This is a genomic window from Balneolaceae bacterium (assembly GCA_034521495.1).
Taxonomy (GTDB): Bacteria; Bacteroidota; Rhodothermia; order Balneolales; family Balneolaceae; genus Rhodohalobacter.
Genome location: JAXHMK010000006.1, coordinates 23395 through 47837 on the forward strand (window position 1 = coordinate 23395; position 24443 = coordinate 47837).

Here is a 24443-nt window from a genome sequence, read left to right on the forward strand (position 1 = left end):
TATATTGTTTCCTTTGCAGATGCCGAATCACAAAATATTTGGTTTAAACTATATTTTTGAAGCTACAGATCTCAGAAAACTCGCTCCTTAAAGATATCAATCTCTACATCATTTTTGGGGTAACCCTTACCTCGGTGATGGGGGTATCGAGTATTGCACCCGCGTTTCCATCTATCGGTCGGTCGCTGGACGTTTCAACGAACCAGATTGGTCTTTTGATTACCTTTTTTACGCTGCCGGGAATAATCTTTACACCCATTTTTGGCATCCTGGCTGATCGATTCAACCGCAAAGTAATTCTTGTGCCTTCCCTGTTTCTGTTTGGAATTGCCGGTACTGCCTGTGCCCTGGCAGACAGTTTCCAACAACTCCTTATGTTCAGAGTTTTCCAGGGCATTGGAAGCGCAGCTCTCGGCGTTCTCAATTTAACTCTTATTGGCGATCTGTATCTTGGTAACGAACGTGCAACCGTTATGGGCTATAATGGAAGTGTGCTGAGCATTGGAACAGCTCTCTATCCCGCAATTGGTGGTGCATTGGCTATTATTGGTTGGTCATACCCCTTTTACCTGAGCCTGCTTGCCATTCCGGTCGGCCTGTTTGCCCTCTTTTTTCTCCGGCAGGATACAAATCAGAACGGACTTGAAATTAAATTTTACCTGAAGGAGGTAAAGTCGGCCCTTTTCTCAAAAACTGTGCTGGCTCTGTTTCTGTGCATGTTTTTTACCTTCATTATGCTGTATGGCGGCTATATTACCTATTTTACTATTTTGCTTGATGAAAAATTTTCCAAAAACTCGTTTGCCATCGGCGCCATTCTTTCCGGGTCATCGCTGGTCACAGCCATCACTTCAGCACAACTTGGAAAACTTACCGAACGATTCAATGAACAAACGCTTATTAAAGCAGCCGCAATACTCTACACTCTAATTTTTTTGATGATTCCATTTGTCGAAAATATTTGGCTTTTTGCCATACCAATTTCACTTTTTGGTGTTGCCCAGGGCATGAATATTCCAAGCATCATGAATCTTCTCACTGGCTATGCCCCAAAAGAGTTTCGTGCTGCCTTTCTCTCCGCAAACTGGATGGTAATGAGACTGGGTCAAGCGATTGGCCCCTATATTCTCGGGCTGGTTTATCTCTATGTAAGCCTGGAGGGTACTTTTTATTTTGCGGCTGTGACAGGAGTACTTTTTATAATTACAAGTTTTGCAACACTGCATGGCGATATTCCTTCCGCCGATGCAGAAGCTACTATAGCCAGTTGAGGCGATCTTCGTTCTGAACCCCGCTTTCCACATACTGCTCGAATATTTCACTGAGATTTGAGTCTTTTTCCAGCTCCCGGCGGCTCTCGGAATCAAGGTAGGCCAGAATTTTTCCTTTATGAAGAATAGCGATATCATCACATAAATTTTCTACTACTTCCAGGATGTGGCTGGTGATAAAAATTGTGGTTCCCTTATTCTTGAGCCTCCTGATGACATTCTTCATCCGCCCGATCGATATTACATCCACACTTTCGAACGGTTCATCCAAAAAGAGCAGCTTAGGTTCCGTAAGAATAGCGGCACAAAATGCCAGTTTTTTCCGGCTGCCTGAGGAAAGCTGTTTCGTTTTTACCTGCGTGAACTCATCAATCTCAAAATACTCCATCAGGGAACTGATTCTTTCATCCAGATCGTGCGTGGAAACGTTATACATGTCGCAAACATAGGTGATGAACTCGTAAGAGGTAAAATTTTCAAACAGCAGCGGCGGCTGCAAAACGGAAGCAACTTTCTTTTTAATCTCCACTTCATTCTGATCGGAATACGGCAGGTTGCCTATTTGAATTGATCCGCTGTCGTAATGAAGTAACCCCGTTAAAATCCCGATCAGTGTACTTTTCCCGGCGCCATTCGGGCCAATCAAGCCAAATATATTCCCGGTTGGCACCTCAAGATTCAATTCTTTCAGAACCGGTTCTTTATCGTACGCTTTCGTAAGATTCTCTATAATTAAAGCTCGTTCCATAATTTCGGTATTACTTTGGCTTGAAACGGTTGGGCCATGGAGTTGATTTTTCGAATAAGTGTAATTCCGAGAATTAAATCTACACAGATCAGTGCCAGAATATGAAACCATATGTATTCTTCAAAAACAAAAAATGTAAAAAGGCCTAATATCATTACGATAAACATAGCACTGAACGACATAGAAATGGGTAACACCGGGTTGGATACCGACATGACACTGACTTCTTCGATCTTCTTATAATTTTCGATGCAACTCGTCATAATATAATGCAGAAACACCAGGCAGATTGTAAGAATACCCAGATGTACCTGTATCATAGCAGGTACTGATTCAATAAAAATTGGCACCAGGATAAACACGATACTCGATCCCGCAAGGCTTACCAAAATAGCTGCCATAATCCGCTGGGTTACAATCGTTTTCTTTTTAATGGGCATTTGAAGTGAAAGCAGCAGCTCCCGGTTTTCAAAACCAAACATGTTCGTCAATAATACCATCAGATAGATTATTGGAATAAGAGTTAAGAGTACACCGATGATGTAGGTGGTATTCCCCAATAAAACCACATACGGAACAACAAACACATAAGTAATTAAAAGTTGAAGTTTACTGTATCGGTGATTCCAAACAGTGTAGAAATATTTACCTCCCTCTCTGCCCAGCCATTTCATAAATCGCGATGAACTACTGCCGTTTTCAGTACCCGAGCTCGATCTTGGCGGAGAGAGAAGAGAATTCTTTGTTTTAATATGAATGTCTCTGTTTAGTAAAACAGCAAGTATTAGTAAAAAAACAAGGACTGCCGTTTGTTCAATAATGCCGGTTAGTGACGAACCGATATAGAAAAATATATACCCCGGCAGAAAATAGAGCCAATCTGTTAATGTCTGAGCAGCCACTTGCGGAGAACTTAAATAAGGCTGATAATCGACACTGGAGGCAAGCAGAAGGACAAAAATCACCAGGATTAAGGTTGTTCCGCTTACATATTTGAATCGGTCAGCCGAAAACTTTCTGAACCTCCATTTAATAGATGTAATCAATCCATAGTTTACCAAAATCAGCAAGAAAACAATAAAATATTGAATAGCTGTCTGTGCCATGAATCCCAAATAGATCAACCAAAAAACCTGGAAAATGAGATTCAGAGGATGCATAAAACCGGCCAGGTTCAGGTAATGAGTTAATTTTTTAACAGGCATTCCAAACGAAAGCAGCTTTCGATTTTCGTTGATACGCAGCCGACTAATTTTTGTAAAGAAAACCTGCGTAAACCAAAACGCATTTACAAACAGCAGATTTGCAAACAGGTGAACCTCCTCTGTAAGCCAGGGATAGATGCTTTGGAATTGCTCAATATCGGATGTGAAGAGAAGAACAAGAATTACCCCAAAAAACTGACCGGTTGCTATAATTATAAAAACAGAATAAAACAGAATCGCCGCCACCTCTATGCCCTGCAGGGAGCGCCACCACAACTTCAGATTAAGACTGGAAAATAACTTTAACATTAAATTGTGTACTCTGATTTAATCACTTTCTTTGAACCGCTGATTTCTGATATCAGGCCTTTATAATTTACACGAAATTGACATTTTAACGGAAGGGCACTACGAACAATTCACGTTTTTAAAACCGAAAGCCTGCCATCAAAGAGAAATACCCCGGCCTTTCATCCCCGCTAAAATTATCTTTAAAAAGTGGAGGAACTCCTACACTATATCTCAACTGGAGAGAAACAGTTGTGCTTTGAATCAAAAAATCTGAACCAATTCCCGCAATAAGACCGAAATCAACTACATTTGTCACATCATTCAGATCTATCCGGTCCCCGTCATTTTGTACAACTTCTGCATTTGCCCGAAAGGCAGTATAAAATCCACCTACAATTTTTGGTTTTATCATGCCGGTTAGGTCGTAATGAAATCTTGCCAAAACCGGCACTTCTACATAGTCAAGCAAAACGGTTTCGCCATCAAACCTGTCAGAGGTTGGATTCAAAAACCCTTTCTGCGTAAAAAAGACACCTGTTTCAATGCCTGTTTTCACAGAGTATGGCAGAACAAAAGGAAGTGTTATTCCGGCTGATATTCCCATCAAAAAATCTTGTCGCGATTCAGCCGTATAGTCCCCGCCCAGTTTATTTGCGATCCCAATTCCACCCGTAATTCCAATTTTTACTGAAATGGGCTCTCGCTGGACAACGGTCTCTCCTGGTTCCTCGTCATCAATTTCGCGCTGTAATTCATCCGTGCTTTCCGGTTGCTCCTCAGCTATAGCATCAGTGGGTGTATCTTCGGGGGTTGACCATTCAAAAGGATCAGATTCATCGGTCACAGCTTCAATTTCCGTCCTTGTAGCGTATTCCAGATTTACAAGCAGATCCCGCATGTTCTGATCTGCATAAGCTTGAACGAGGAAATAAACATCATCTGCGATTGCAATATCAACACCGATTCCATTCTCTAATTGTGTGAGATCGACAGATACAATCTCCTCATTCAAATCAGGCATTTGAACGTCTTCGGTATTGAGACCGGACGAAAATAGCTGCATTTGAACCCGGTTTATGTTTGGGTGGATCAGATCGAACGAATCCACCATTTCGGATAGATGATATCGGAGAACATATCCATTCCCATCTCCCCGTTCTGTAATGGAAATACGTTCGAGCTGGGATTGTGCAGTAACTGAGCAGATACCTAAAATCCCCCAGAAAAAACCCACAAAAAAAGATCTTTTAAGACTAATCATAACATTCCGTGACTGGCAATTGACTACCTGAATGGAACATAGAATATCTGTAAAACTCAACTACTATTTCCGAATCACGGGCCATTCAATATCTCGCTAAGAAATCTGCCTGTATGGCTCTCTTTATTTGCTGCTATCTCTTCGGGCGTTCCGGTAGCTACAATTTGTCCGCCGCCAAACCCTCCCTCGGGCCCAACATCAATTATCCAGTCGGCCGATTTAATTACATCCAGGTTATGCTCAATAATGATAACCGAATGACCATTATCAACCAGGTTGTTAAACGATTTAAGGAGCTTTGAGATATCTTCAAAATGGAGGCCGGTGGTCGGTTCATCAAAAAAGTAGAGTGTTTCATCCGTGTTCGTTTTTGATAAAAACTTTGCCAGCTTCACGCGTTGAGCCTCCCCGCCGGATAGTGTTGTTGCGCTCTGCCCGAGATTCAGATATCCAAGGCCAACATCTTCCATCGGCTGCAATTTGTTTACGATGCTGGGCTCATCCACAAAAAATTCAATGGCATCGCTGATATTCATCTCAAGTACATCGTGAATATTCTTGCCGCGATATTTTACATGAAGAATATCTTTCCTGTACCGAGTTCCGCCACACTCTTCGCACTGCAATTCAATATCGGCCATAAACTGCATCTCAATCTTTTGTACACCCTCACCCTGGCAGGCTTCACACCGGCCGCCCGGCACATTAAACGAAAAGTGACCGGGTTCATATCCCATAATTTTGGACTGCTTGGTATTGGCAAACAGATCGCGGATACCGTCGAACGCTTTGGTATAAGTTGCTGCATTTGAACGCGTAGACCGGCCAATCGGACTCTGATCCACCATCTCCACAGCCTCAATATTTTTGATTCCATGGATGCCTTTATTCCGTCCGATTTTCTCTTTCCAGGTGCCCAGTTTATTCTGGATAGATCCATATAGCGTATCATGAACCAGGGTCGATTTCCCCGAACCGGATACACCTGTTACACAAACCAGCTTCCCGAGCGGAAACTCAACATCAATACTTTTCAGGTTATGTTCGGATGCGCCTTCAACAACAAGTGATTTGCCATTTCCCTTTCGGCGTTTTTCGGGAATTGGAATCTCTTTCTTTCCGCTGAGATATTTGCCGGTCAGTGTTTTGGACTCCAGAAGTTCATCATACGAACCGCTAAAAACCACCTCACCGCCATGCGTACCGGCAAATGGACCGATATCAATAATATTATCGGCGGATTGAATCATCTCAGGATCGTGCTCCACAACCAGTACTGTATTTCCGATATCTCTCAGGGATTTTAAAATATTGATGAGTCGGTTGTTATCCCTGGGATGAAGTCCGATGGTCGGCTCATCCAGAACATACAGACTACCAATGAGGGAGCTGCCCAGTGAATTAGCCAAGCTGATCCGTTGCGATTCACCCCCGCTGAGGGTATTTGTCAGACGGTTCAGTGTCAGGTAATCCAGTCCTACCTCATCGAGGTATTTAAGGCGTTTGCGAATCTCATATAAAATCTGTCCTGCCACCTCTTTTTCAAAATCACTGAGCTCTAAATTCTCAAAAAACTCGCGTGCATGGCCGATGGTCATCTCCGTTACCTGCCCGATATGCTGCCCGTTTACCTTCACATAAAGTGCATCCTTACGAACCCGATAACCCTCACATTCCGGACATCGGCTGTACCCGCGATACCTGGAATAAAGAACGCGCATGTGGACTTTATAAAATTGGCTTTTTACATCCTCAAAAAATCCATAAATACCGCTGTACTCATCTTTACCATGCCAGAGAATCCGTTTGGCATCCTTATCCAGATCTTTATAGGGAGTATCAATCGGGATTTTTTCCCGGGCTGCTACTTTTATAAAATCTTTCAAATAAGTACTAAACTTTTGCGAATCAAACGGAGCCACAGCACCGCCCCGAATGGTTTTATCGGGATCGGGAATAACAAGATCTTCATCAATGCCGGATACTTTTCCAAACCCTTCGCACTCATCGCATGCCCCAAATGGATTGTTGAATGAGAACATCTGTGGAGATGGTTCCAGGAACTCCATTCCGTCTCTCTCAAACCGTTCACTGTACTTGTACTCCTTTCCCTTTCTAACTTTGATGGAGCAGCGGTCATTACCTTCGCGAAAAGCTGTTTCAATTGATTCAACAATACGGCTTCGGGTATCATTATCTTTTTTGATGGCAAGACGGTCCACTAACACCCGGTGTGTATCCGGTTTGATTTTTTCCGGATCATAATCATCTCGCGTCAGATCGATCAACGTTTCATCTTCAATCTGAAGAATTCTTGTCAGCCCCTTTTCTTTCAATACAGTAAACTGCTCCTCCGGTTTACGTCCCTCTCTCAGCTCAAACGGAAAGAGAACATAGAACTTTGTTTTTTCCTCCAGTTCTTCAAATAGTTCCTTTATAATAGTGTCAGGCGTGTCTTTGAATACCTCTTTCCCGGAAACAGGCGAGATTGTTTTTCCTACTCTTGCAAAAAGCAGGCGAACATAATCATAAATTTCTGTAGTGGTTCCAACCGTTGAACGCGGATTGCTGCTGGTCGTTTTCTGCTGAATAGCCATCGCAGGTGAAATTCCCTGCATAAAATCTACATCCGGTTTATCCATTCGCTCTAAAAACTGGCGGGCATAGCTGGAAAGACTCTCTACATACCGGCGCTGGCCTTCAGCATAGATTGTGTCAAATGCCAGGCTCGATTTTCCCGAACCGGATACACCGGTGATTACCGTAAGTTTATTCCGGGGAATCTCAATATCAATATTTTTGAGATTGTGCACCCGGGCACCTTTTACAACGATGGGCCGGTCGGTAGCTGAGGAACTGTTTTTTGAGATATTTTTCTGTTTAGAAGAGTCAGTTTTGGGCATCAGTCGGGTTCAATTCAAAACTTTAAAAATACAAAAAATGAGAACGAAAATCGTCTTTTTTCCTCTCTGTCGATCTAAAAGAACAGGATACTGAAGTATTGCGTTCTACAGATGGAGAACCTGGCAGTGCAAATGGAGTTAGTTATTGCCAGAGTTTGGATTTTTGGTTTCAAACGCACCCAATCGTGAACCACACTTTACAACTCTGGCAAAAAGGTCCAGATTTTTAAATTATCCAGATTGATAAATAGATGAATTTCTGAATACAGCACTCTACCATATCATAACGGCGGTTGACCTTAAAGATAGGTATAGTTTGCAGGCTGTAGTCAGAGGTTTTTACAGCCTGCATGGGCTATTTTATTTGAATCAAAAATAAACGTTCACTCCGATTGCGATACGATTAATATTGTCTGTTTCCACTTCGTCTGTACTGGTAAGTTTACCGGCTCGAAATTCAAAAAAAGGTTTCAGGTAAGGCAAAATTTCCACATTCGCACCGATAAAGCCATTCCAGTAAAAGTTTCTCTCTTTAAAACTTAAATCTTGGACATCTGTACTGAGTTTAAATCGTTCATTACCAATACCCACACCCACATAAGGAGAAACCAATTCTATAGAAAAACCGGCTAAAGCAGCAAATCCAAAGTCATAAACATTAAGATCGCTACTGAAATTGATTCCTTCCCTGCCGATCTGTGTGGTTTCATTAAAATAACTGAAATGTCCTCTGAGACTCAGATCCAATAATGGCAGATCCTCAAGGATACTTTTTTCAGCTCTGAGTCCAAATCCGCTATTGGGATCTTCATTTCTATATTCGTACGATACACCTACAGACCATTGTGCGTTAGCGGTTTCATGGAATGGAATAAAAAGTAGAAGAGCTCCAAAAATGTAGATGAATTTTTTCATGACTATAATTAATTGAAATATTAGTAAGAGTAGCAGATAAAGACTTATGACAATAAAAAAGTTCCCCAACATAACACATTTTTAAACTCACTATTCATAATAATGGAGAACTTTTTTAATAAATTTATCAAAGCTAATTATCATTTGTTAATAGTTGATTATTATATACTTATGAATTTCAATATTTGATATTATTGTAAGGAAGTTTTTTTCTTCACTTCAATTAATTCTCGATCTCCTATGCTGATTACAGTAATCATCGTATATGAACTCTCATTGTGAGCTAAAACATCAATAAACAGGAGTAGTTTTGGTAATTATTCTATTCTTCGCCATGTCTATTAAAATTCCACAAAAGATTCACTTCTTTTCCCGTGCCTTCTAATCACAATTCTGCAAGGACTTCACGTCATTCAAGCTCTTGAAGGCTGCTTATATTTCTTCAACCAAATAAACTATTGTAATTCCCGGCAGACCCGCTTAAAATAAATGGACAGTTCATTAGTTTATAGATTGTTGCTCAGTTAAAATCCCCTTTTTAATTCCACAATCAGAATTTGCGTATTGGAATACACCCTAATATGAAATTACGGACCAACTCACCTCTCAGGTGTATTCTTCAATTTTTTCTGTTGATCTTTTTTCTTTCAGCTTTCTCAGTTGCCAAAACATACGCACAAACCGAAGACACTACCCGCACTGAACAACAAGAACTACAGGAGCAGGAACTCCGTGAAAATACCCCCGATAAAAGTGAAACTCCTTACCAGATGGATCTGCTGGAATCAGACATCAACCGATACCAACTTCGTGATTATGGAAGCAGGAACCGGTTTTACCGGCAGTTGGAATACAAGAAGCCTGAGGATTTTTTAATGCGGGGAGAAGAGGGTTATCAACGATACGGAGAGGAATGGGAGAGAAAAATCAATGAAGATCTCCTGGCTATTATCCGCGCCACGTTTAAGGAAGACAGCGAAATTATGAAGCTTTGGAAGTCTCTTGCTCCGTTTTTGTCGTTCGGTATCTGGGAACCGTATGAAGTTCCCATAACTCGAGTAAATTATCCAAGCAAAGTACCTGTGGAAACTGTTGAGGAAGAATAATTATTGTTTGGCATCCACTTCGAGCATCATTCTAATATACATCGAACTGGTCTTCCCGTATCCTTCAGAGTAAACATGTACGCCATTGAACCATCTGCATAGAATCTGAATCCAATTCCCACCTTTTCCGGCAGAGCGGTGGACTCTGCCCTGTTATCTTCAGAAGAAGACCACCAGTCGGCTAATCGTCCCATATATCCAAATTCCCCGCCATCTTTTACAGCTTGTTTATAACCACCCGGATAACCATTGAAGCCAAAATCATCCGTTCCATTCATATTATCAACCCAGCCATTTCTTGATTTGAGAAGATCTGCTTCTCCTTTGGTAAAATCATAAAGCTTTTTCCAATCGTCGTAGTCAGGAACCCTGGATCCCTGAGGACATAAGCCTTTTGAGTTTGCCACTGTGTGCCAATTATAGTAATACCCATTAGGAGATTTCATCTCAAAATTATAATTGTAATAAGCCCATCTTGAAGTGTTATTATCCTCCCAACTATTTTTATTCAGTGCCTGGGCAATTTCATCTCCATTTCTAAATTTTGTTGTCATCAAATTACTTGCCGTCCAATACTGGTCGCCAATTTTAATAACTTCATACATGTTGCCATCAATATCTGTAATGGATGTTATCTCCTGCTCCTCTTCTGAATCAACCGGATTATTATCACTGCAAGATATGAGCAGGAATATCACTCCGGTGAGAATTGCTGTCCCCGCGAATACTTTTAACCGTTTCATTTTTTGCCTCCATCTATTGTTTTTTTGTTATGATGAAGGAGATGAAAAAACAAATATCTCTTGAGAATCTTTATTTAATTTCGCTACAAAATGATTATAAATCAATCTAAAATATTGAGCTGTCAATTTTCTATTCCCTGAATCGCGAGTCTTAAATTTTGCATAAGATAGTTCATCACCGAAATTTTATTTGGGGATAGCCGCGCTACTCTCACTCCGTTCGATTCGCTCAGACACGTCGTCTCCCGTCTCCAAAAAATTTTAAAAAATTCCCTTCGATTTTGCATATTGATTCAGACCAAAAACAAACACACAAATATTACCATGACCAACACTATCTCACGCAAAGACTTTCTTGTACGGGCCGGATCCGCTGTTGCAGTTTCAGCCATTGGATTTCCATCTATTCTTCTCTCTCAAAACAACGAAAAACTTGGAGTGGCTCTTGTAGGTCTTGGCTACTACAGTACAAATTTGCTGGCACCCGGTCTTCAGCAAACAGAACACTGCGAACTTCGAGGAATTGTAACCGGTTCACCCGAAAAAATCCCCGTTTGGCAGGAAAAGTATAGTATCCCTGATGCGAATGTGTACAATTATGAAAACATGCATGAAATAGCCAATAACGATGATATTGATATTGTTTATATCGTACTGCCAAATAATATGCATGCAGAATATTCCATCATTGGCGCAAATGCCGGGAAGCATGTATGGTGTGAAAAACCGATGGCGATGAATGTTGAAGAGTGCCAGGCGATGATTGATGCAGCCGAAAAGAATGGTGTGCAACTTGCTATTGGATACCGAATGCAGCATGAGCCGAATACACAAACCATCATCCGGTATGGAGAAGAGCAAACGTACGGAGAAATTACAGCAATTCGCTCCAGTGGTGGATTTCGTGCCAACCACGAACCAGATAACTGGCGTGCCGTCAAAGAGATGGGCGGCGGCTCTCTTTATGATATGGGCGTTTACCCAATGAATGCCGCTCGTTATGCATCCGGAATGGAACCCGTTGCTGTACGTGGAAAACAGTGGTCTGTTCGGGAAGATATATACAGCGATTGCGATGAATACACCGACTTTGAACTTGAATTCCCCGGTGGCTTAATCATGAAGGGCAGCTCCAGTTTTGGTGAGGGCAGCAACTATCTTGATATCGACTGTTCTGATGGCTGGTACAGGCTTCGACCGTTTCTATCATACAGTGGTGTGAGAGGAGCAACAAGTGACGGAACTGTGTTGCCACCCGCTGGAGGGCATCAACAAGCCCGCCAGATGGATGATGATGCTCTTGCCATAAAAAATGGCACAGCACCCATTGCTCCCGGCGAAGAGGGATTACGAGATATCCGAATTTTAAGAGCCATTATGGATTCCTCCCGGTTAGACGGGCAGTGGATAAAGTTGTAATGAATAAAGACATGGTATTTTTCTTGCCAATTTAACGCGTTGTCTCAATATCAAATTTTGGGAAATTTCAAAGCTTTCTGTTAACAAGAAAAAATACCATGTCTCTTTAAGATCAAGTTACTCACCCTTATACACCATTTCTCCGTTGATAATCACTCCTTCAATATGAGTGACATATTCAAACGGATCGCCATCGTAAAGAACAATATCGGCATCTTTTCCCTCTTCAAGTGATCCGACGCGATTCTCGATTTCAAGAATTTCTGCGGCACCGAGCGTGAGTGCATGAAGAGCTCCATCAAAGCCGAGTTCGTTAGCTGCAGCAATAGCAGCTTCAAATCGAACAACTCGTGTTTTGGGAACATAACTTTCATAGCCGCTTTGGAATGCAAAAGGAATTCCCGCTTCTTTCAGTTTGGCAGGCGTTTCCATATCAGCATTTTTACTCTCGCCAAACGGACGGATCATGAGCGGATGAATAACCACCGGAATATCCGCTTCTTTGATTTCATCTAAAACCAAATACGCCTCAGAAGCCCCTTCGAGGATCATCGGGAAATCAAACTCACGCTGGATTCGTAGAGCTGTCATAATATCGTGGGCTGTATGAGCTGACACTAACGCTCTGATTTTCCCATCCAGCAGATCGGCCAATGCTTCCAGTTTCAGATCTCTGGATTGATCTTCTCCGGCAGCTCTCTTCTCAGCATATTCCTCTGCTTTAATCAAATCCTGACGAAGAACAGCAACCGCCTTCGCACGTGTACCGGGCGAATCAAAGTTGTTGTCGATACTCGGGCCAAACGTTACCGCCAATGTTGTTGATGAATCAACCAGTGACTCTTCAACGGTCCTGCCGGATGTTTTGGCGATCATCGTCTGTCCACTGATCACCGCTCCCGGTGCGTGCCCGGTATGGATTGTCGTGATGCCCTCTTCCATCAAATAGTTCACCAAAAATTCACGGGCGTTATACGAATCGATAGCCCGCAATTCCGGTTGAACAGCATTGGATGTTTCAAGCTGATCCTGGTCGTGATCCTGGTTATAGTATCCCGCCAAACCCACAACAGTTCTGGCATCAATCAAACCGGGCGTCACTACTTTGGCTTCATGAACTTCATAGCCGTTTGGGATATCTACATCATCAGCGCTGCCTACTTCTTCAATTACACCATTATTTACCAATACAACGCCATCCTGAATCGCATCACCACTGACCGTATAAACGGTCTCGCCTTTCACGGCAATCTGCGCAACAGATGTGGCAAAAATCCCGGATGCAGCAATCAGAATGAGTACAAGCAACCCGGTTAAAGCACTTCTAAACTTCATAACATTGTTTTCAAAAAATTTCATAATTAATGCCCCTCCCCGTGAATGTGCATATTGGTGGTTCGAAAAATCTCATAGCCGCCGGTTGCATATTCTCGATCCTCGGGATTGCTGCGGTCATACACTTTTTCACCCTCAATCCAGGTCTGTTCTACATGAGTATAAACGCTGAAGGGATCGCCGGAAAGAATTATAAAATCAGCATCTTTGCCCTCTTCAAGTGAACCCACTCGATCTTCGATATCCATCATACGAGCGCCGGCAATCGTAAGAGCTTCCAGTGCGCCTTCGCGGCTCATTCCATTTCGGACGCCAAGTGCTGCGGATCGCAGCAGAAACCTGGAATCCACTATAGGATCATCCGTATGAAATGCCACGTTCGCTCCGGCATCTTCAAGTACTTTCCCATTGATATTAATCATGTTGATAGCCTCAAGTTTTCCGCCGGGCGAATCGATTGCAATGATCGATGCATGGGCACCTGATTCAGCAATCTCATCAGCCACTTTATGCGCCTCACTTACATGTTGAAGAACCAACCGGTAACCAAACTCTTCGGCCAGACGAATGGCTGTAAGAATATCATCATGACGGTGGGTATGATTGTGGACTATCCGTTTTCCTTCAAGCACTTCCACCAGGGTTTCCATCTGAAGATCTCGCGCCGGCATTTCATCGGGATTGCCGTCTGCATCCTCAATTTTTTGCTGATATTCCTGCGCTTTTATAAACAACTCGCGAACCATTGCGGCAGATTTTGCTCTCGTTCCGGGTGAGCCATTCTCCCGAAGCGGATTGGTTCCGTTTGCCATTTTTAGTCCGCCGTAAATTCCGGTTTCTTCATCCACTACAATCAACATCTCCTCGATGGTATCGGCCGGTTTGGGTTTCAGATACACGGTTTGTCCGCTCATCAGCAGTCCGGAACCGGGCATGATATTTACACTGGTTATTCCGCCTGAAACTACTTTTCGGAACTGTTTACTTCTCGGGTCGATGGTGTCCATAATTCGAACATCGGGATGCAGAGCCGATGAATAGTCCCCACCGTCGCCCTCACCTACGTGGGAATGTGTATCCACGAGTCCCGGCATCAGTACTTTGCCGGAAACGTCGTGTACGTCAGCGTTACTTGGAATATCTGTATCGGAATCGCCCACGGCTACAATTTCACCATCCTGAACGATGAGAACTCCATTGTTGATCGGCTCGCCGGAGATTGGGATGATATTAGCTCCCGTAAATACCTGCGGCGTGGATTGGCTGAATGCCGCAAGACTGCCCATAAGAACCATCATCAGCGCGAGTGTCAGATGTTTGGTTACCTTCATACTTACATTGCTTTTTGTTGTTTGAGATTAGGAATACAATTTACAAAAAGATGCAGCCAGAAAAAGAGAGGGTTTTTATAAACGATGTAAGAGATCGTGGATATGGAGTCAGCGGATCAGTGTGAAGGGCAATGGATATTAATTCGATATAGATAACTCATCCGATGACTGCAAAGCTTGAAAAAACGATGCGAACTGAACCAAAGACCCGTCGGGTTTTCCCATCCACAGACAACAAATAATTCTAATGTTGATACACTTGCCACAAAAAACCCGACGGGTCTCAAGTCTTTCGTTTTTTAAGTGATTTTATTTACAATGCCATTTTGTAAATCATAAAAAAACATACGAATGGGTAATAAATCTGTACCATTTGAAGCAAGTACTGTTTATCATATCTATAATCGTGGGCATGGAAGAAGCTTGATTTTTCGAGAGAAGAAAAACTATCAATTTTTCTTAAACAAATTTTCGAAATACATACTTCCTATAGCAGACATTTATGCATATTGCTTGCTGCCAAACCATTACCATTTTTTAATTCAGATCAAAAATGAAGATGAACTACGAAGGTTAGCTAAAAACAGATCCAGATATAAAAATCTGACAATGAATGGCAACTTTGTAAAATTTATTTCAGACACATTTGGTGCTTTTTTCAACTCTTATGCAAAATCATTCAATAAAGTCTACAATAGACATGGAAGCCTTTTTGAAGAAAGTATAAAGAGAAAAGGTGTTGAATCTGATGACTATTTTACTACGATGATTCGATACATACATTTCAATCCTGTTTTTCATGGAATGACATCTCATCCCGCCGAATGGCAATACTCTTCTTACCATGCTTGCATAACTGAAAAACCGACGAAACTAAAACGAAATAGTGTTTTGGAATGGTTTGGAGGTAAAGAAGCTTTCTTAAAATTTCACCATACTATTCAGCAGGATGAAATTGAAAAGATCAGGCATTTGTTGTTTGATGATTAGATTTTTAGGTGGTGAGACCCGTCGGGTTTTCTTTTGAGAGAGACTTTGCCTTTATGTTCGTTTGAAAACTTTTCCACGGCAAACCCGACGGGTCTTCTCTTCCTTATTTCACTGCATTTGCAATCTTATCTACATAGTCCAGTTTCTCCCATGCAAACTCATCGCGGCCAAAATGGCCGTAGGCGGCTGTTTTTTGGAAACCGGGAGTTTTCAATTTCAGACGTGAGATAATTCCGCCGGGAGTCAGGTCAAACACTTTTGAAACGGCATCCGCCAATTGTGCATCGCTCACTTTTCCGGTTTCGTAGGTATGAACATTTATGGAAACAGGTTCTGCAACTCCAATGGCATAGGCTAATTGTACGAGACATTCATCAGCCAGGTCAGCCGCCAGAATATTCTTGGCAATATGACGTGAAGCATATGCTGCACTTCGATCAACTTTTGACGCATCCTTTCCTGAAAATGCACCGCCTCCATGAGCACCCCGTCCGCCGTATGTATCTACAATGATTTTTCGGCCGGTCAATCCTGTATCTCCGTGAGGACCGCCAATTACAAAATTCCCGGTTGGATTGACGTGCAGAATTGTTTCATCATCAATCAAATCAGATGGAATCACCGAAGAGATCAAATATTTTTTAATGTCCTGTTTGATGTGCGATTGCTCGATTCCATCATCGTGCTGTGTGGAAACAACAATCGTATGGATTCGCTTGGGGTTATTTTTATTATCGTACTCAACCGTTACCTGGCTTTTACTGTCGGGGCCGAGGTAGGGAATCTCGCCGCTCACTTTCCGAATATGAGCAAGTTTTCTCAGCAGATCGTGCGAGTATTGAAGAGACATCGGCATAAAGGAATCGGTTTCTCTCGTGGCGTATCCAAACATCATCCCCTGGTCGCCGGCTCCCTGTTCTTTTTCTTCACCTTCATCCACGCCCATCGCGATATCTTCACTTTGATTGTGGATTGCTGATATTACTCCGCAAGAATCGGCGTCAAACCGGTAGCTGGCTTTTGTGTAGCCGATGTCGCGGATTACTTCCCGTGCAGTTTCCTGTACATCCACATACGCCTCGGTTCGAACTTCACCGGAGAGTACAACCAGGCCTGTGGTTACAAGTGTTTCTACAGCAACTCGCGATTCCGGATCCTGCTCAAGCATAGCATCCAAAATAGCATCGGAAATCTGATCAGAAACTTTATCGGGGTGTCCTTCTGATACCGATTCTGAGGTAAATAAATTCTTCATAAAACAATCAGTGATTTGAAAATATTGATTAGCACGTCAAAGCGGCTAAATGTACAAAAAATCTGATCATCTTTCATTTCAAAAATCAACTTTCACAAAGTGTGATTACAGATAACCGATTCAAATTTAGATTCCGAAACAAATTTTCTGTATTGTAGTTATTTGTTTTGAATATCGTAATCCCTCCACGTATTAACAGAATCATGAGAACATTTACTTTTTTCTGTGCGATCAGCATTTTTTTAATGATCTCCGTTGCCGCTTCCTGCGAATTCAGTTTTCTCGAAAATCAGCCACCTGGGGGAGGTTTATCTTCTGAAGATGTTGATATGACGGAACTGCAGAAAGTTGGCGTAAACACACCCCAGAATCTGTTTTCTGATTTTCTTGATATGGTGGACGAAGTAAACACGTTCAGTCAGTCTGAAATTGACAGTTTAAACAGCAGTGAAATTCTTGAACTGGGTGATCCGATTCAGAGAGCGACAGAAAATACAATCTATTTCGATGGGGAAACTCTCGGTCAATTGAATAAACTACTCGAAAATTTAGAAGAGAACTTCGCCACTCTGTCTGAATCCCAACACAGATCGTTCAGCCGCGAAATAGAAAAAATATTGGATTCTGGTGATACGATTGAAGGTAAAAATACCCATCAAATCAGAGAGGTGTTAAAGCTGCTTTCTTCCAATAATTACGATTTAGCCTGTGGAAAGATGTTTAACCGACAAGAAAATTACATCCTTTTAGGTTTAGATGATTCGTTCAACATCGCAAATCAACTGTGTCCGGCGGGTTCTGTGTTTTTTGTGATGCCCGGAACGCATACCGGCCAATCGGTTCTCAGTTCAAAGCAGGGGAATAAATGGATCGGCCTAAATGGCGCCATTATGGATGGAGAGGATACTGTGTATAGAGCCTTTAGCGGTGCATTTAGCCAAAACCAAATTGCATGGATTGAACTTCGTAATTACCACCTTCATGGAATCTATTCCACAAATAATCCATCGAATATTCATATCACCCGTTCTGCATTCCGAAACATTGCACCCGATTCTTCCGGGCAGGATTATGGAGCGATCAAATTCGACAATGCTTCAAATATCACCATCAGCCATTCTTATTTCGAAAACACCGCTTCGGCTGTACGATTCCGTTTTAGCTCCGGTCCGATTGAAGTTGTAGAGAATGAAGCCCTTAACATCGGCAGAAACTTCTTCCAATGTGATGATTGCAGCGGCGCGGGTATCAAAATCAACAGAAATTCCATGGAACGTACCGATGCGTATGGAGTTGCCGTACTGGAAGACTGGATTAATCTCTTCAAATCTCATGGTGATAGTACAAGTTGGATTCAAGTAAACAATAATCGTGCGCGCGGACACAGCCTTTCGGGCAGCGGCTCGTTTATCATGCTGGGGGATGCGGGTGGCAGCTACCAGGAGGCCGTTGGAAATATGGGTGTAAATCCCGGCCAGGTTGGAATTGGTGTTGCCGGAGGAGAGAACATAAAAGTAGAGGCAAACACAATGTTCAGTGTACCTTGGGATTCCAGCAATGTAGCTTATTATTCTGCCTTGTATTCTCCCAGTTGTGGTAATCATCAGTTCCCAGCTACTGATTCAGGAGCATCTCAACCCAACAGGGCAAATTGGATGTGCGGAGACAAATTTAACTGCCATAATCCGCCAACCATGAATTATGCCTGGACTGATGAAAAGTGTGGAATTCAACTCGATGAACTTCGCCGACATGTAAAAGTGGACAGATCCATTGGCCCCGATGTGTGGAATGAATGGTAGTTCCAGCCTCTATGAATTGAAAAGGTCAGATTCACCGGATTCCGGGTCTTCTTTTTTCACACCGAGATATTGATATGACTTGGCTGTTGCCACCCTGCCTTTGGGTGTTCGCTGCATAAATCCTTCTTTGATGAGAAACGGTTCGTATACTTCTTCAATCGTACCCTTGTCTTCACCCACAGCTACGGCAAGTGTTCCCAGGCCCACAGGACCGCCCTTGTAGTTTTCTATGATCGCTTTCAGGATTCGGATATCCATCTCGTCCAGCCCGTTTTTATCTACATCCAACGCGTTGAGCGCTTTATCAGCGATGGCATCGTCAATAGCATCCAACCCATCAACCTGTGCGAAATCTCGCGTGCGCCGGAGCAGCTTATTTACAATCCGGGGTGTACCGCGGCTTCTTCTGGCAATTTCATAGGCACCTTTATCCGTGATTCCAAAATTCAGTATACCCGCTGTACGATGTGCAATACGTGTTAACAGTTCAACATCGTAATAATCAAGCCGCATGTCTATTCCGAATCGAGCACGAAGCGGAGCGGTCAATAATCCCTTTCGCGTGGTCGCTCCCACCAGCGTAAAATGATTGAGCTCAATCTGTACACTTCGGGCATTCGGTCCGGAGTCGATCACAATATCCAGCTTATAATCCTCCATTGCCGAATAGAGATACTCCTCAATCACAGGATTCAACCGGTGAATCTCATCAATAAACAGAACATCGCCCTTTTCGAGATTGGTAAGCAGACCGGCCAGATCTCCCGGTTTTTCGAGTACAGGTCCGGTTGTCGGCTTGAGTTGAACCCCCATCTCCCTGGCAATGATAAAGGCAAGTGTAGTTTTGCCAAGCCCGGGCGGACCGGACAAGATCACGTGATCCAGCGCCTCCCCGCGCTTCTTCGCAGCTTGCACAAATATGGACAGATTTCGAATCACTTTTTTTTGCCCTACAAACTCCTGCAGAGATGACGGACGCAGTGATTCTTCGACAACGGGATCTTTTTCTTCCGGATTCAAGAGTGGATTTTGCAATTTTAATTCCTTCGCAAATGTTTAAACTAAGTTAATCTTATAATAATTAACTTAATCCTGAATTTCAGTGACCTTTGTGTGTTCATTTCAAATTCAGTGATTTCCTATTTTATTTCTGTTTAATGGAGTTCATTTTTCCCGATTCCATTTATAAACCGTTATACATAAATCTTTGGCTTAAATATAAAATTCCCAACATGTCAAAATCCTCAAACGGGGCGGATGAACCAACGTTCAATTCCGTTGACCTGCAAAATTTGAAAAAAAAGAAATCCGATGCTAACCCTCTCAAAAATAAGATTCTCTCAGAAAAGGGAATGCAGAAAGACATGACTCCGAGCGATCTGAAAATATTCGGGAAAGAGTATTTTACTAATTATGAGATCAGCTGGCTGAAGTTTAACTGGCGTGTTCTAAAACTTGCCAAAGACCCCGAAATACCACTCCTTGAACGTGTAAAATTTATCGGAATCGTTTGCTCTAACCTGGACGAATTTTTTCAGAAACGAGTAGGCGGATTGAAACGACAGATCCACGCCGGAGTATCCGAATTGACCGTAGACGGCCACACACCCTCAGAGCAATTACAGGAGATCCGTAAGGGTGTAAAAAAAATGATTAAGCACTACAGGAGCTGCTACCTGGAAGATTTGGTGCCCGAACTTCATAAAAACGGAATCCAGATAAAAGAATACGCCGAACTTGATAAAGCGCTGCAAAATAAGGCCGATGAATATTTTGAAAAGCAGATCTATCCGATTATCACCCCGTTGGCTGTTGATGAAGCTCATCCGTTTCCATTTATATCCAACAAGAGCCGGTCTCTTGCCATAAAGCTTCGAAATACGGAAACCAACGAACTTCTTTTTGCTCGAATCAAAATTCCAGCCAACCGTCCTCGATGGATTGAACTTGACCGAACTGATACGAATGTTGTGCTGCTCTCTGTCAAAAATCTCATCAAAGAAAAAGTCAACCGGTTCTTTCCTGGAGTCGAGGTTCTCTCTGCTCATGTTTTTCGGGTCACCCGGAATGCCGACATTGAACGAAACGAAGAGGAAGCGGATGATCTGCTCGAGCTGATTGAAGAGGAACTTCGGGAACGAAAATTTGCAGAGGTTGTGCGCCTGGAGATCGACAAAGATATGCCGCTTGATGTAAAAAAATATCTGTATTCTCATCTCAATGTTCGACAAACGGAGGTTTTTGAGATGAAAGGCCCAATTGGCCTGGCCGATGCAGCCCAGCTCTACAATTTGGAAGGATTCCAGCATCTGAAACTCGACCCATGGATTCCCACCCTCCATCCCGTTTTTCGCCACCCTATTGATGAAGAAACTCCCAGCGTTTTCCAGGTGATCAATAAAGGTGATTTTATCGTGCATCATCCCTATCACAGTTTTGAATCGTCCACCCAGCGATTTGTCGAAGAAGCCGCGAGAGACCCTAAAGTTCTTGCTATTAAACAGACGTTATACAGAACGTCCAGCGATTCACCCCTGATGCACGCCCTCATTCGCGCTGCTGAATCTGATAAACAAGTTGCCATTTTGATCGAACTGAAAGCCCGGTTTGACGAGGAGAGAAACATTAGCTGGGCTCAGCGCCTGGAGAAAGCCGGTGTTCATGTTTCGTATGGAATTGCAGGATTGAAAATTCATACCAAACTAACCATCGTTGTGCGCGAGGAGGAGGACGGGCTTCGGAGATATGTACACATTGGAACCGGCAATTATCATCCGGATACCGCACAGCTATATGAAGATCTCGGCTATTTTACCTGCCGTGAAGATATCGCCTCGGATGTATCGGATGTTTTCAATCTGCTTACGGGCTATGCTCCCAACCAAGCCTATCAAAAAGTATTAGTGGCCCCCAAACACCTGCGAAACAATATGATGGAATTGATCCAAACCGAAATCAAGGAAGCGCAGAAGGGAAGGAAGGCCCAAATTATTGCAAAAATGAACAGCCTGGAAGATCCACTGATCATCCAAAAACTGTATGAAGCATCCCAGGCAGGGGTTCGTATCGACATGATTGTGCGAGGCGTATGTCGTTTGATTCCACAAAAAGAGGGTTTAAGTGAGAACATTCGTGTCCACTCTATCATGGGGCGGTTTCTCGAACATTCCCGAATCTATTATTTTCATAATGGCGGCAAAAATCTCTACTACATCGGCTCGGCCGACTGGATGCACCGCAATCTTGATGCCAGGGTTGAACTTCTCGCGCCTATCGAGCATCCGCAGCTCAAGGAGTACCTCCGGTTTATGTTGAGCATCTATCTGCGCGACAATCAACAGCGATGGATCATGCAGCCAAATGGAAATTACAGAAAGGTGAAGCGCAAAAAAGGTGAGAAAAAAATTGGCACTCACAACTATCTGATGTCTCATACAAAATCGCATGCTGAGCCTGTTCCGAGGGCCAGCAAAACGGACCGGGAGTAATTTTATTCAGATTTTACAACATTCAGGGTTTTACTCACCCAACCTCGCAGGTGCTTCATCTGATGGAATATTGCCCAGCCTTACATCCAGTTTTTTCAGCAGGGCAAGTGCCGCTGATTGATACCGGCCATTCATACTATATGCATTGAAAACAGCTTCTCTGGCTGCACGAGGTTCCTCTACATTTAAATGTGCATTGCCAAGAAACCACCACGCCTTCTCTTTTTGATAATCCTCAATATTTTCAATCTCTACGATAGACCGGAAATGATTCTTTGCTGACTCGTAATCTCCGCTGTTATAAAAGAGTATGCCCAGGTTCATCTCAATTCGTGCCTGCTGCTGGTTATTTGGTGATTCTGCCAGTAACTCCTGAAACTCTGCAATGGCCTCTTCCGTTTCTCCTTCGTATGCAGTAGCAAGTGCCTCATTGATGGCTACATCAAGCTCACCGGCAGGAATGTCATCCGACCGCAGGACATCAGCCCCGATTAAATTTGACTGATCAATCTCTGCTAATGCGAAGCCCGATACCGGTTCCGATTGCTCGTAGCCAAAGAACTGTAATCCTATAGCCAAAAGTACTGCGGCAGCAGCAGCATAGATCCACCTTCTGTATTTTTTAAGATTTGGGTTGGTACTACGATTTGCCGCATTATCTGTATTAAAGTTTGGCCGTTTCTTCTTTTTTATGAGACTTCGAAGATGCAGTTCTGTTTCAAACCAATCGTACCATTCAGGATGTTGCAGAAACTGCTTCCACAGCTCATCAATCTCATCTTGCGATAGCTCTCCCTTTATATATTGATCTATCTTCTCAAGTAATTGAATTTTGTCTTGTTCTTTCATTTTGCGGGTTTTCTTATTCACTCCGTTATTGTACTATTTGACAGTACCTCTCGTATGTATGAACCGGATTTTTCCATTTCCTTACAAAAATTTTTCTTTTTTTTAGAAATATTGTTGCACACATTCCTGTAACTGCTGTATAACCCTGTGTTTACGTGTCCATGCATTGTTCTTGGAAATTCCGAAATATTCAGCAATCTCCTTTGTATTGGCATTCGGGTGATCAAAAAGAAAGGTGATAAGATCCTGGTAGTGTCCTTTTAATTTCTCAATACACGTTGAAAGAATTGACTCCTGATCTTCACTTACTAAATTCCACACCTGCCTGGGCTCGGCCACCAGTTGCTCTTCCATCTCCGCGTATTTATCGAGATCAAAATCCCGTACTATTTTATAATAACTGTGGCGGGCTCCCGAGAGCATGTACGAAAGCAGCCCCGAAGGACTCGTGATCTCATCATTTTGGATCTTCGGAATCACATATTCAAACATTTTTTGAACCGCATCTTCGGCGTCTTCCGGGCTGGCATTTACATTAGAGATCAGATACTTTTTTAAAATTGGAATCGCCTCACCGCACATTCGGTTTGCGGTCTTCATATCATCTTTTTTTACTGCGTATACCAGTTCTGAATAGTCCATATATCCCAAAGATTTTTAGTTAACCCCTTGGAATATAACAGAAGGCTTTTTTTACACAAATAAAAATTATGTGATAAAGGTTAGAATATGGTGTTTTAAGCTATTTCAGGAGATAATTTTCTTATTTCTCAGGCTGATATACCCGTCTCCGGCAATAATGATATGATCAATCACGGGAACTCCGAGAAGATCTCCTGCATCAGACAACCGATTTGTAAGGCTAATATCCGCCTGCGAAGCTTCCAGATAACCGGATGGATGATTATGAACAAGCAATATGGAGTTTGCCTGGTTGAGTACAGCCTGCCGCATCACCTCCGATGGTTCAACAACAGTAGCGGTGGTACCCCCGGAGCTGATTTTCTTATAGCCAGTCAAAACTTTTGAATTATTCAAAAACCCAACATAGAACTCTTCATGTTTCAGATCACGAAGACGTGGCATGAAGTAGGCTGCAGCCGTTTGCGGTGTGGTAATTTTAATCTCATCACCCAGCGATTCCATCTGAATCCGTCGGCTCAGCTCAAACACAGCTTCCAGTGTCAGAGCTTTTACTTTAGCAATACCGGGTATTACTTTGAGTGCCTGCCAATCTTGCTTGGACAAATTGCGAAGGCCTTTAAATTGATCCAGCAATGCGCGAGACATATCTACTACATTCATCCCTCTGGACCCGGTTCGGAGTAAAATAGCAAGCAGTTCAGCCGTTGACAGACTTTCAGGACCGTAATTCAGTAGTTTTTCGCGAGGTTGTTCATCCGGCTGCATCTCGCGAACAGTTCTTCCTTTGTATTTGTCGGCGTCAAATTCTTCCAGTTCCATAATCCTTTTTATATGTATGAACTGGAAATGAGCATTTCCTTACAGAAAAACTTTTGAATATCGAACA

The 24443-nt window shown here is 42.8% G+C and carries 19 protein-coding genes; 6 read left to right on the forward strand and 13 right to left on the reverse strand.

All coding sequences use genetic code 11. From position 1 onward, the window contains the following. Positions 1 to 56 precede the first annotated feature (56 nt). Positions 57 to 1271: an MFS transporter gene (locus U5K72_03730; GenBank protein ID MDZ7717917.1), complete on the forward strand. Its 1215-nt coding sequence runs from the start codon at positions 57 to 59 to the stop codon at positions 1269 to 1271. Here U5K72_03730 and U5K72_03735 read toward each other — a convergent pair. From U5K72_03735 to U5K72_03755, 5 genes are all read right to left on the reverse strand, one after another. Next, entirely contained in the window at positions 1258 to 2019 is a 762-nt protein-coding gene (locus U5K72_03735) for an ABC transporter ATP-binding protein (protein MDZ7717918.1), read from the reverse strand. The genes U5K72_03730 and U5K72_03735 overlap by 14 nt on opposite strands. After that, a complete protein-coding gene (locus U5K72_03740; GenBank protein MDZ7717919.1) occupies positions 2004 to 3533 on the reverse strand; it encodes a hypothetical protein in 1530 nt (509 codons plus the stop codon). The genes U5K72_03735 and U5K72_03740 overlap by 16 nt, the downstream gene beginning before the upstream one ends. Positions 3534 to 3651: 118 nt before the next feature. After that, positions 3652 to 4776 (reverse strand): outer membrane beta-barrel protein, encoded by a 1125-nt coding sequence (locus U5K72_03745; GenBank protein MDZ7717920.1) that lies wholly within the window; start codon positions 4774 to 4776, stop codon positions 3652 to 3654. 74 nt (positions 4777 to 4850) lie between these two features. Next, entirely contained in the window at positions 4851 to 7679 is a 2829-nt protein-coding gene (gene uvrA, locus U5K72_03750; GenBank protein MDZ7717921.1) for an excinuclease ABC subunit UvrA, read from the reverse strand. A 369-nt stretch (positions 7680 to 8048) separates the two neighbouring features. After that, positions 8049 to 8594, reverse strand: a complete 546-nt coding sequence (locus tag U5K72_03755) for an outer membrane beta-barrel protein (GenBank protein ID MDZ7717922.1) — start codon at positions 8592 to 8594, stop codon at positions 8049 to 8051. A gap of 581 nt (positions 8595 to 9175) precedes the next feature. On the opposite strand from U5K72_03755, the gene U5K72_03760 reads away from it, so the two are divergent. Continuing rightward, positions 9176 to 9700 carry a hypothetical protein gene (locus U5K72_03760; protein MDZ7717923.1) on the forward strand — a complete coding sequence of 175 codons (525 nt, stop codon included), beginning with the start codon at positions 9176 to 9178 and terminating at the stop codon, positions 9698 to 9700. A 26-nt stretch (positions 9701 to 9726) separates the two neighbouring features. Here the strand turns inward: U5K72_03760 and U5K72_03765 are convergent, their stop codons facing one another. Further along, entirely contained in the window at positions 9727 to 10443 is a 717-nt protein-coding gene (locus U5K72_03765; GenBank protein MDZ7717924.1) for a fibrobacter succinogenes major paralogous domain-containing protein, read from the reverse strand. Positions 10444 to 10767: 324 nt separating this feature from the next. On the opposite strand from U5K72_03765, the gene U5K72_03770 reads away from it, so the two are divergent. Further along, a complete protein-coding gene (locus U5K72_03770; GenBank protein MDZ7717925.1) occupies positions 10768 to 11862 on the forward strand; it encodes a Gfo/Idh/MocA family oxidoreductase in 1095 nt (364 codons plus the stop codon). 117 nt (positions 11863 to 11979) lie between these two features. Here U5K72_03770 and U5K72_03775 read toward each other — a convergent pair whose 3' ends face one another. Together U5K72_03775 and U5K72_03780 are read right to left on the reverse strand one after the other, a co-directional pair. Continuing rightward, complete coding sequence (locus tag U5K72_03775; protein ID MDZ7717926.1) at positions 11980 to 13197, reverse strand: amidohydrolase family protein; 1218 nt, start codon at positions 13195 to 13197, stop codon at positions 11980 to 11982. Positions 13198 to 13223: 26 nt separating this feature from the next. Continuing rightward, positions 13224 to 14528, reverse strand: coding sequence for an amidohydrolase family protein (locus tag U5K72_03780; GenBank protein ID MDZ7717927.1), 1305 nt, complete (start codon positions 14526 to 14528; stop codon positions 13224 to 13226). Positions 14529 to 14879: 351 nt separating this feature from the next. Here U5K72_03780 and U5K72_03785 point away from each other — a divergent pair, with 351 nt between their 5' ends. After that, positions 14880 to 15518, forward strand: a complete 639-nt coding sequence (locus tag U5K72_03785; GenBank protein ID MDZ7717928.1) for a hypothetical protein — start codon at positions 14880 to 14882, stop codon at positions 15516 to 15518. A gap of 103 nt (positions 15519 to 15621) precedes the next feature. Here U5K72_03785 and metK read toward each other — a convergent pair whose 3' ends face one another. Further along, positions 15622 to 16773, reverse strand: coding sequence for a methionine adenosyltransferase (metK, locus tag U5K72_03790; GenBank protein MDZ7717929.1), 1152 nt, complete (start codon positions 16771 to 16773; stop codon positions 15622 to 15624). Positions 16774 to 16976: 203 nt separating this feature from the next. Here metK and U5K72_03795 point away from each other — a divergent pair, with 203 nt between their 5' ends. Then, positions 16977 to 18575 carry a right-handed parallel beta-helix repeat-containing protein gene (locus tag U5K72_03795; GenBank protein MDZ7717930.1) on the forward strand — a complete coding sequence of 533 codons (1599 nt, stop codon included), beginning with the start codon at positions 16977 to 16979 and terminating at the stop codon, positions 18573 to 18575. Positions 18576 to 18584: 9 nt separating this feature from the next. Here U5K72_03795 and ruvB read toward each other — a convergent pair whose 3' ends face one another. Further along, positions 18585 to 19595 (reverse strand): Holliday junction branch migration DNA helicase RuvB, encoded by a 1011-nt coding sequence (gene ruvB, locus U5K72_03800; GenBank protein ID MDZ7717931.1) that lies wholly within the window; start codon positions 19593 to 19595, stop codon positions 18585 to 18587. 212 nt (positions 19596 to 19807) lie between these two features. Here ruvB and ppk1 point away from each other — a divergent pair, with 212 nt between their 5' ends. After that, complete coding sequence (ppk1, locus tag U5K72_03805; protein ID MDZ7717932.1) at positions 19808 to 22063, forward strand: polyphosphate kinase 1; 2256 nt, start codon at positions 19808 to 19810, stop codon at positions 22061 to 22063. Between the two features lie 30 nt (positions 22064 to 22093). Here ppk1 and U5K72_03810 read toward each other — a convergent pair whose 3' ends face one another. From U5K72_03810 to radC, 3 genes are all read right to left on the reverse strand, one after another. Continuing rightward, positions 22094 to 22912 carry a hypothetical protein gene (locus U5K72_03810; protein ID MDZ7717933.1) on the reverse strand — a complete coding sequence of 273 codons (819 nt, stop codon included), beginning with the start codon at positions 22910 to 22912 and terminating at the stop codon, positions 22094 to 22096. Positions 22913 to 23014: 102 nt separating this feature from the next. Beyond that, a complete protein-coding gene (locus U5K72_03815; protein ID MDZ7717934.1) occupies positions 23015 to 23554 on the reverse strand; it encodes a hypothetical protein in 540 nt (179 codons plus the stop codon). 105 nt (positions 23555 to 23659) lie between these two features. After that, positions 23660 to 24376, reverse strand: coding sequence for a DNA repair protein RadC (gene radC / locus U5K72_03820; GenBank protein ID MDZ7717935.1), 717 nt, complete (start codon positions 24374 to 24376; stop codon positions 23660 to 23662). Between the last annotated feature and the right edge of the window lie 67 nt (positions 24377 to 24443).

Bases quoted from the DNA above. Each gene is read 5' to 3' on its own strand.
- U5K72_03745 (MDZ7717920.1), bottom strand. From the start codon at position 4,776: ATGATTAGTCTTAAAAGATCTTTTTTTGTGGGTTTTTTCTGGGGGATT.
- ppk1 (MDZ7717932.1), top strand. From the start codon at position 19,808: ATGTCAAAATCCTCAAACGGGGCGGATGAACCAACGTTCAATTCCGTT.
- U5K72_03735 (MDZ7717918.1), bottom strand. From the start codon at position 2,019: ATGGAACGAGCTTTAATTATAGAGAATCTTACGAAAGCGTACGATAAA.
- U5K72_03795 (MDZ7717930.1), top strand. From the start codon at position 16,977: ATGAGAACATTTACTTTTTTCTGTGCGATCAGCATTTTTTTAATGATC.
- metK (MDZ7717929.1), bottom strand. From the start codon at position 16,773: ATGAAGAATTTATTTACCTCAGAATCGGTATCAGAAGGACACCCCGAT.
- U5K72_03815 (MDZ7717934.1), bottom strand. From the start codon at position 23,554: ATGGACTATTCAGAACTGGTATACGCAGTAAAAAAAGATGATATGAAG.
- U5K72_03810 (MDZ7717933.1), bottom strand. From the start codon at position 22,912: ATGAAAGAACAAGACAAAATTCAATTACTTGAGAAGATAGATCAATAT.
- U5K72_03760 (MDZ7717923.1), top strand. From the start codon at position 9,176: ATGAAATTACGGACCAACTCACCTCTCAGGTGTATTCTTCAATTTTTT.
- U5K72_03755 (MDZ7717922.1), bottom strand. From the start codon at position 8,594: ATGAAAAAATTCATCTACATTTTTGGAGCTCTTCTACTTTTTATTCCA.
- uvrA (MDZ7717921.1), bottom strand. From the start codon at position 7,679: ATGCCCAAAACTGACTCTTCTAAACAGAAAAATATCTCAAAAAACAGT.
- U5K72_03785 (MDZ7717928.1), top strand. From the start codon at position 14,880: ATGGGTAATAAATCTGTACCATTTGAAGCAAGTACTGTTTATCATATC.
- U5K72_03775 (MDZ7717926.1), bottom strand. From the start codon at position 13,197: ATGAAGTTTAGAAGTGCTTTAACCGGGTTGCTTGTACTCATTCTGATT.
- U5K72_03740 (MDZ7717919.1), bottom strand. From the start codon at position 3,533: ATGTTAAAGTTATTTTCCAGTCTTAATCTGAAGTTGTGGTGGCGCTCC.
- U5K72_03770 (MDZ7717925.1), top strand. From the start codon at position 10,768: ATGACCAACACTATCTCACGCAAAGACTTTCTTGTACGGGCCGGATCC.
- U5K72_03765 (MDZ7717924.1), bottom strand. From the start codon at position 10,443: ATGAAACGGTTAAAAGTATTCGCGGGGACAGCAATTCTCACCGGAGTG.
- radC (MDZ7717935.1), bottom strand. From the start codon at position 24,376: ATGGAACTGGAAGAATTTGACGCCGACAAATACAAAGGAAGAACTGTT.
- U5K72_03780 (MDZ7717927.1), bottom strand. From the start codon at position 14,528: ATGAAGGTAACCAAACATCTGACACTCGCGCTGATGATGGTTCTTATG.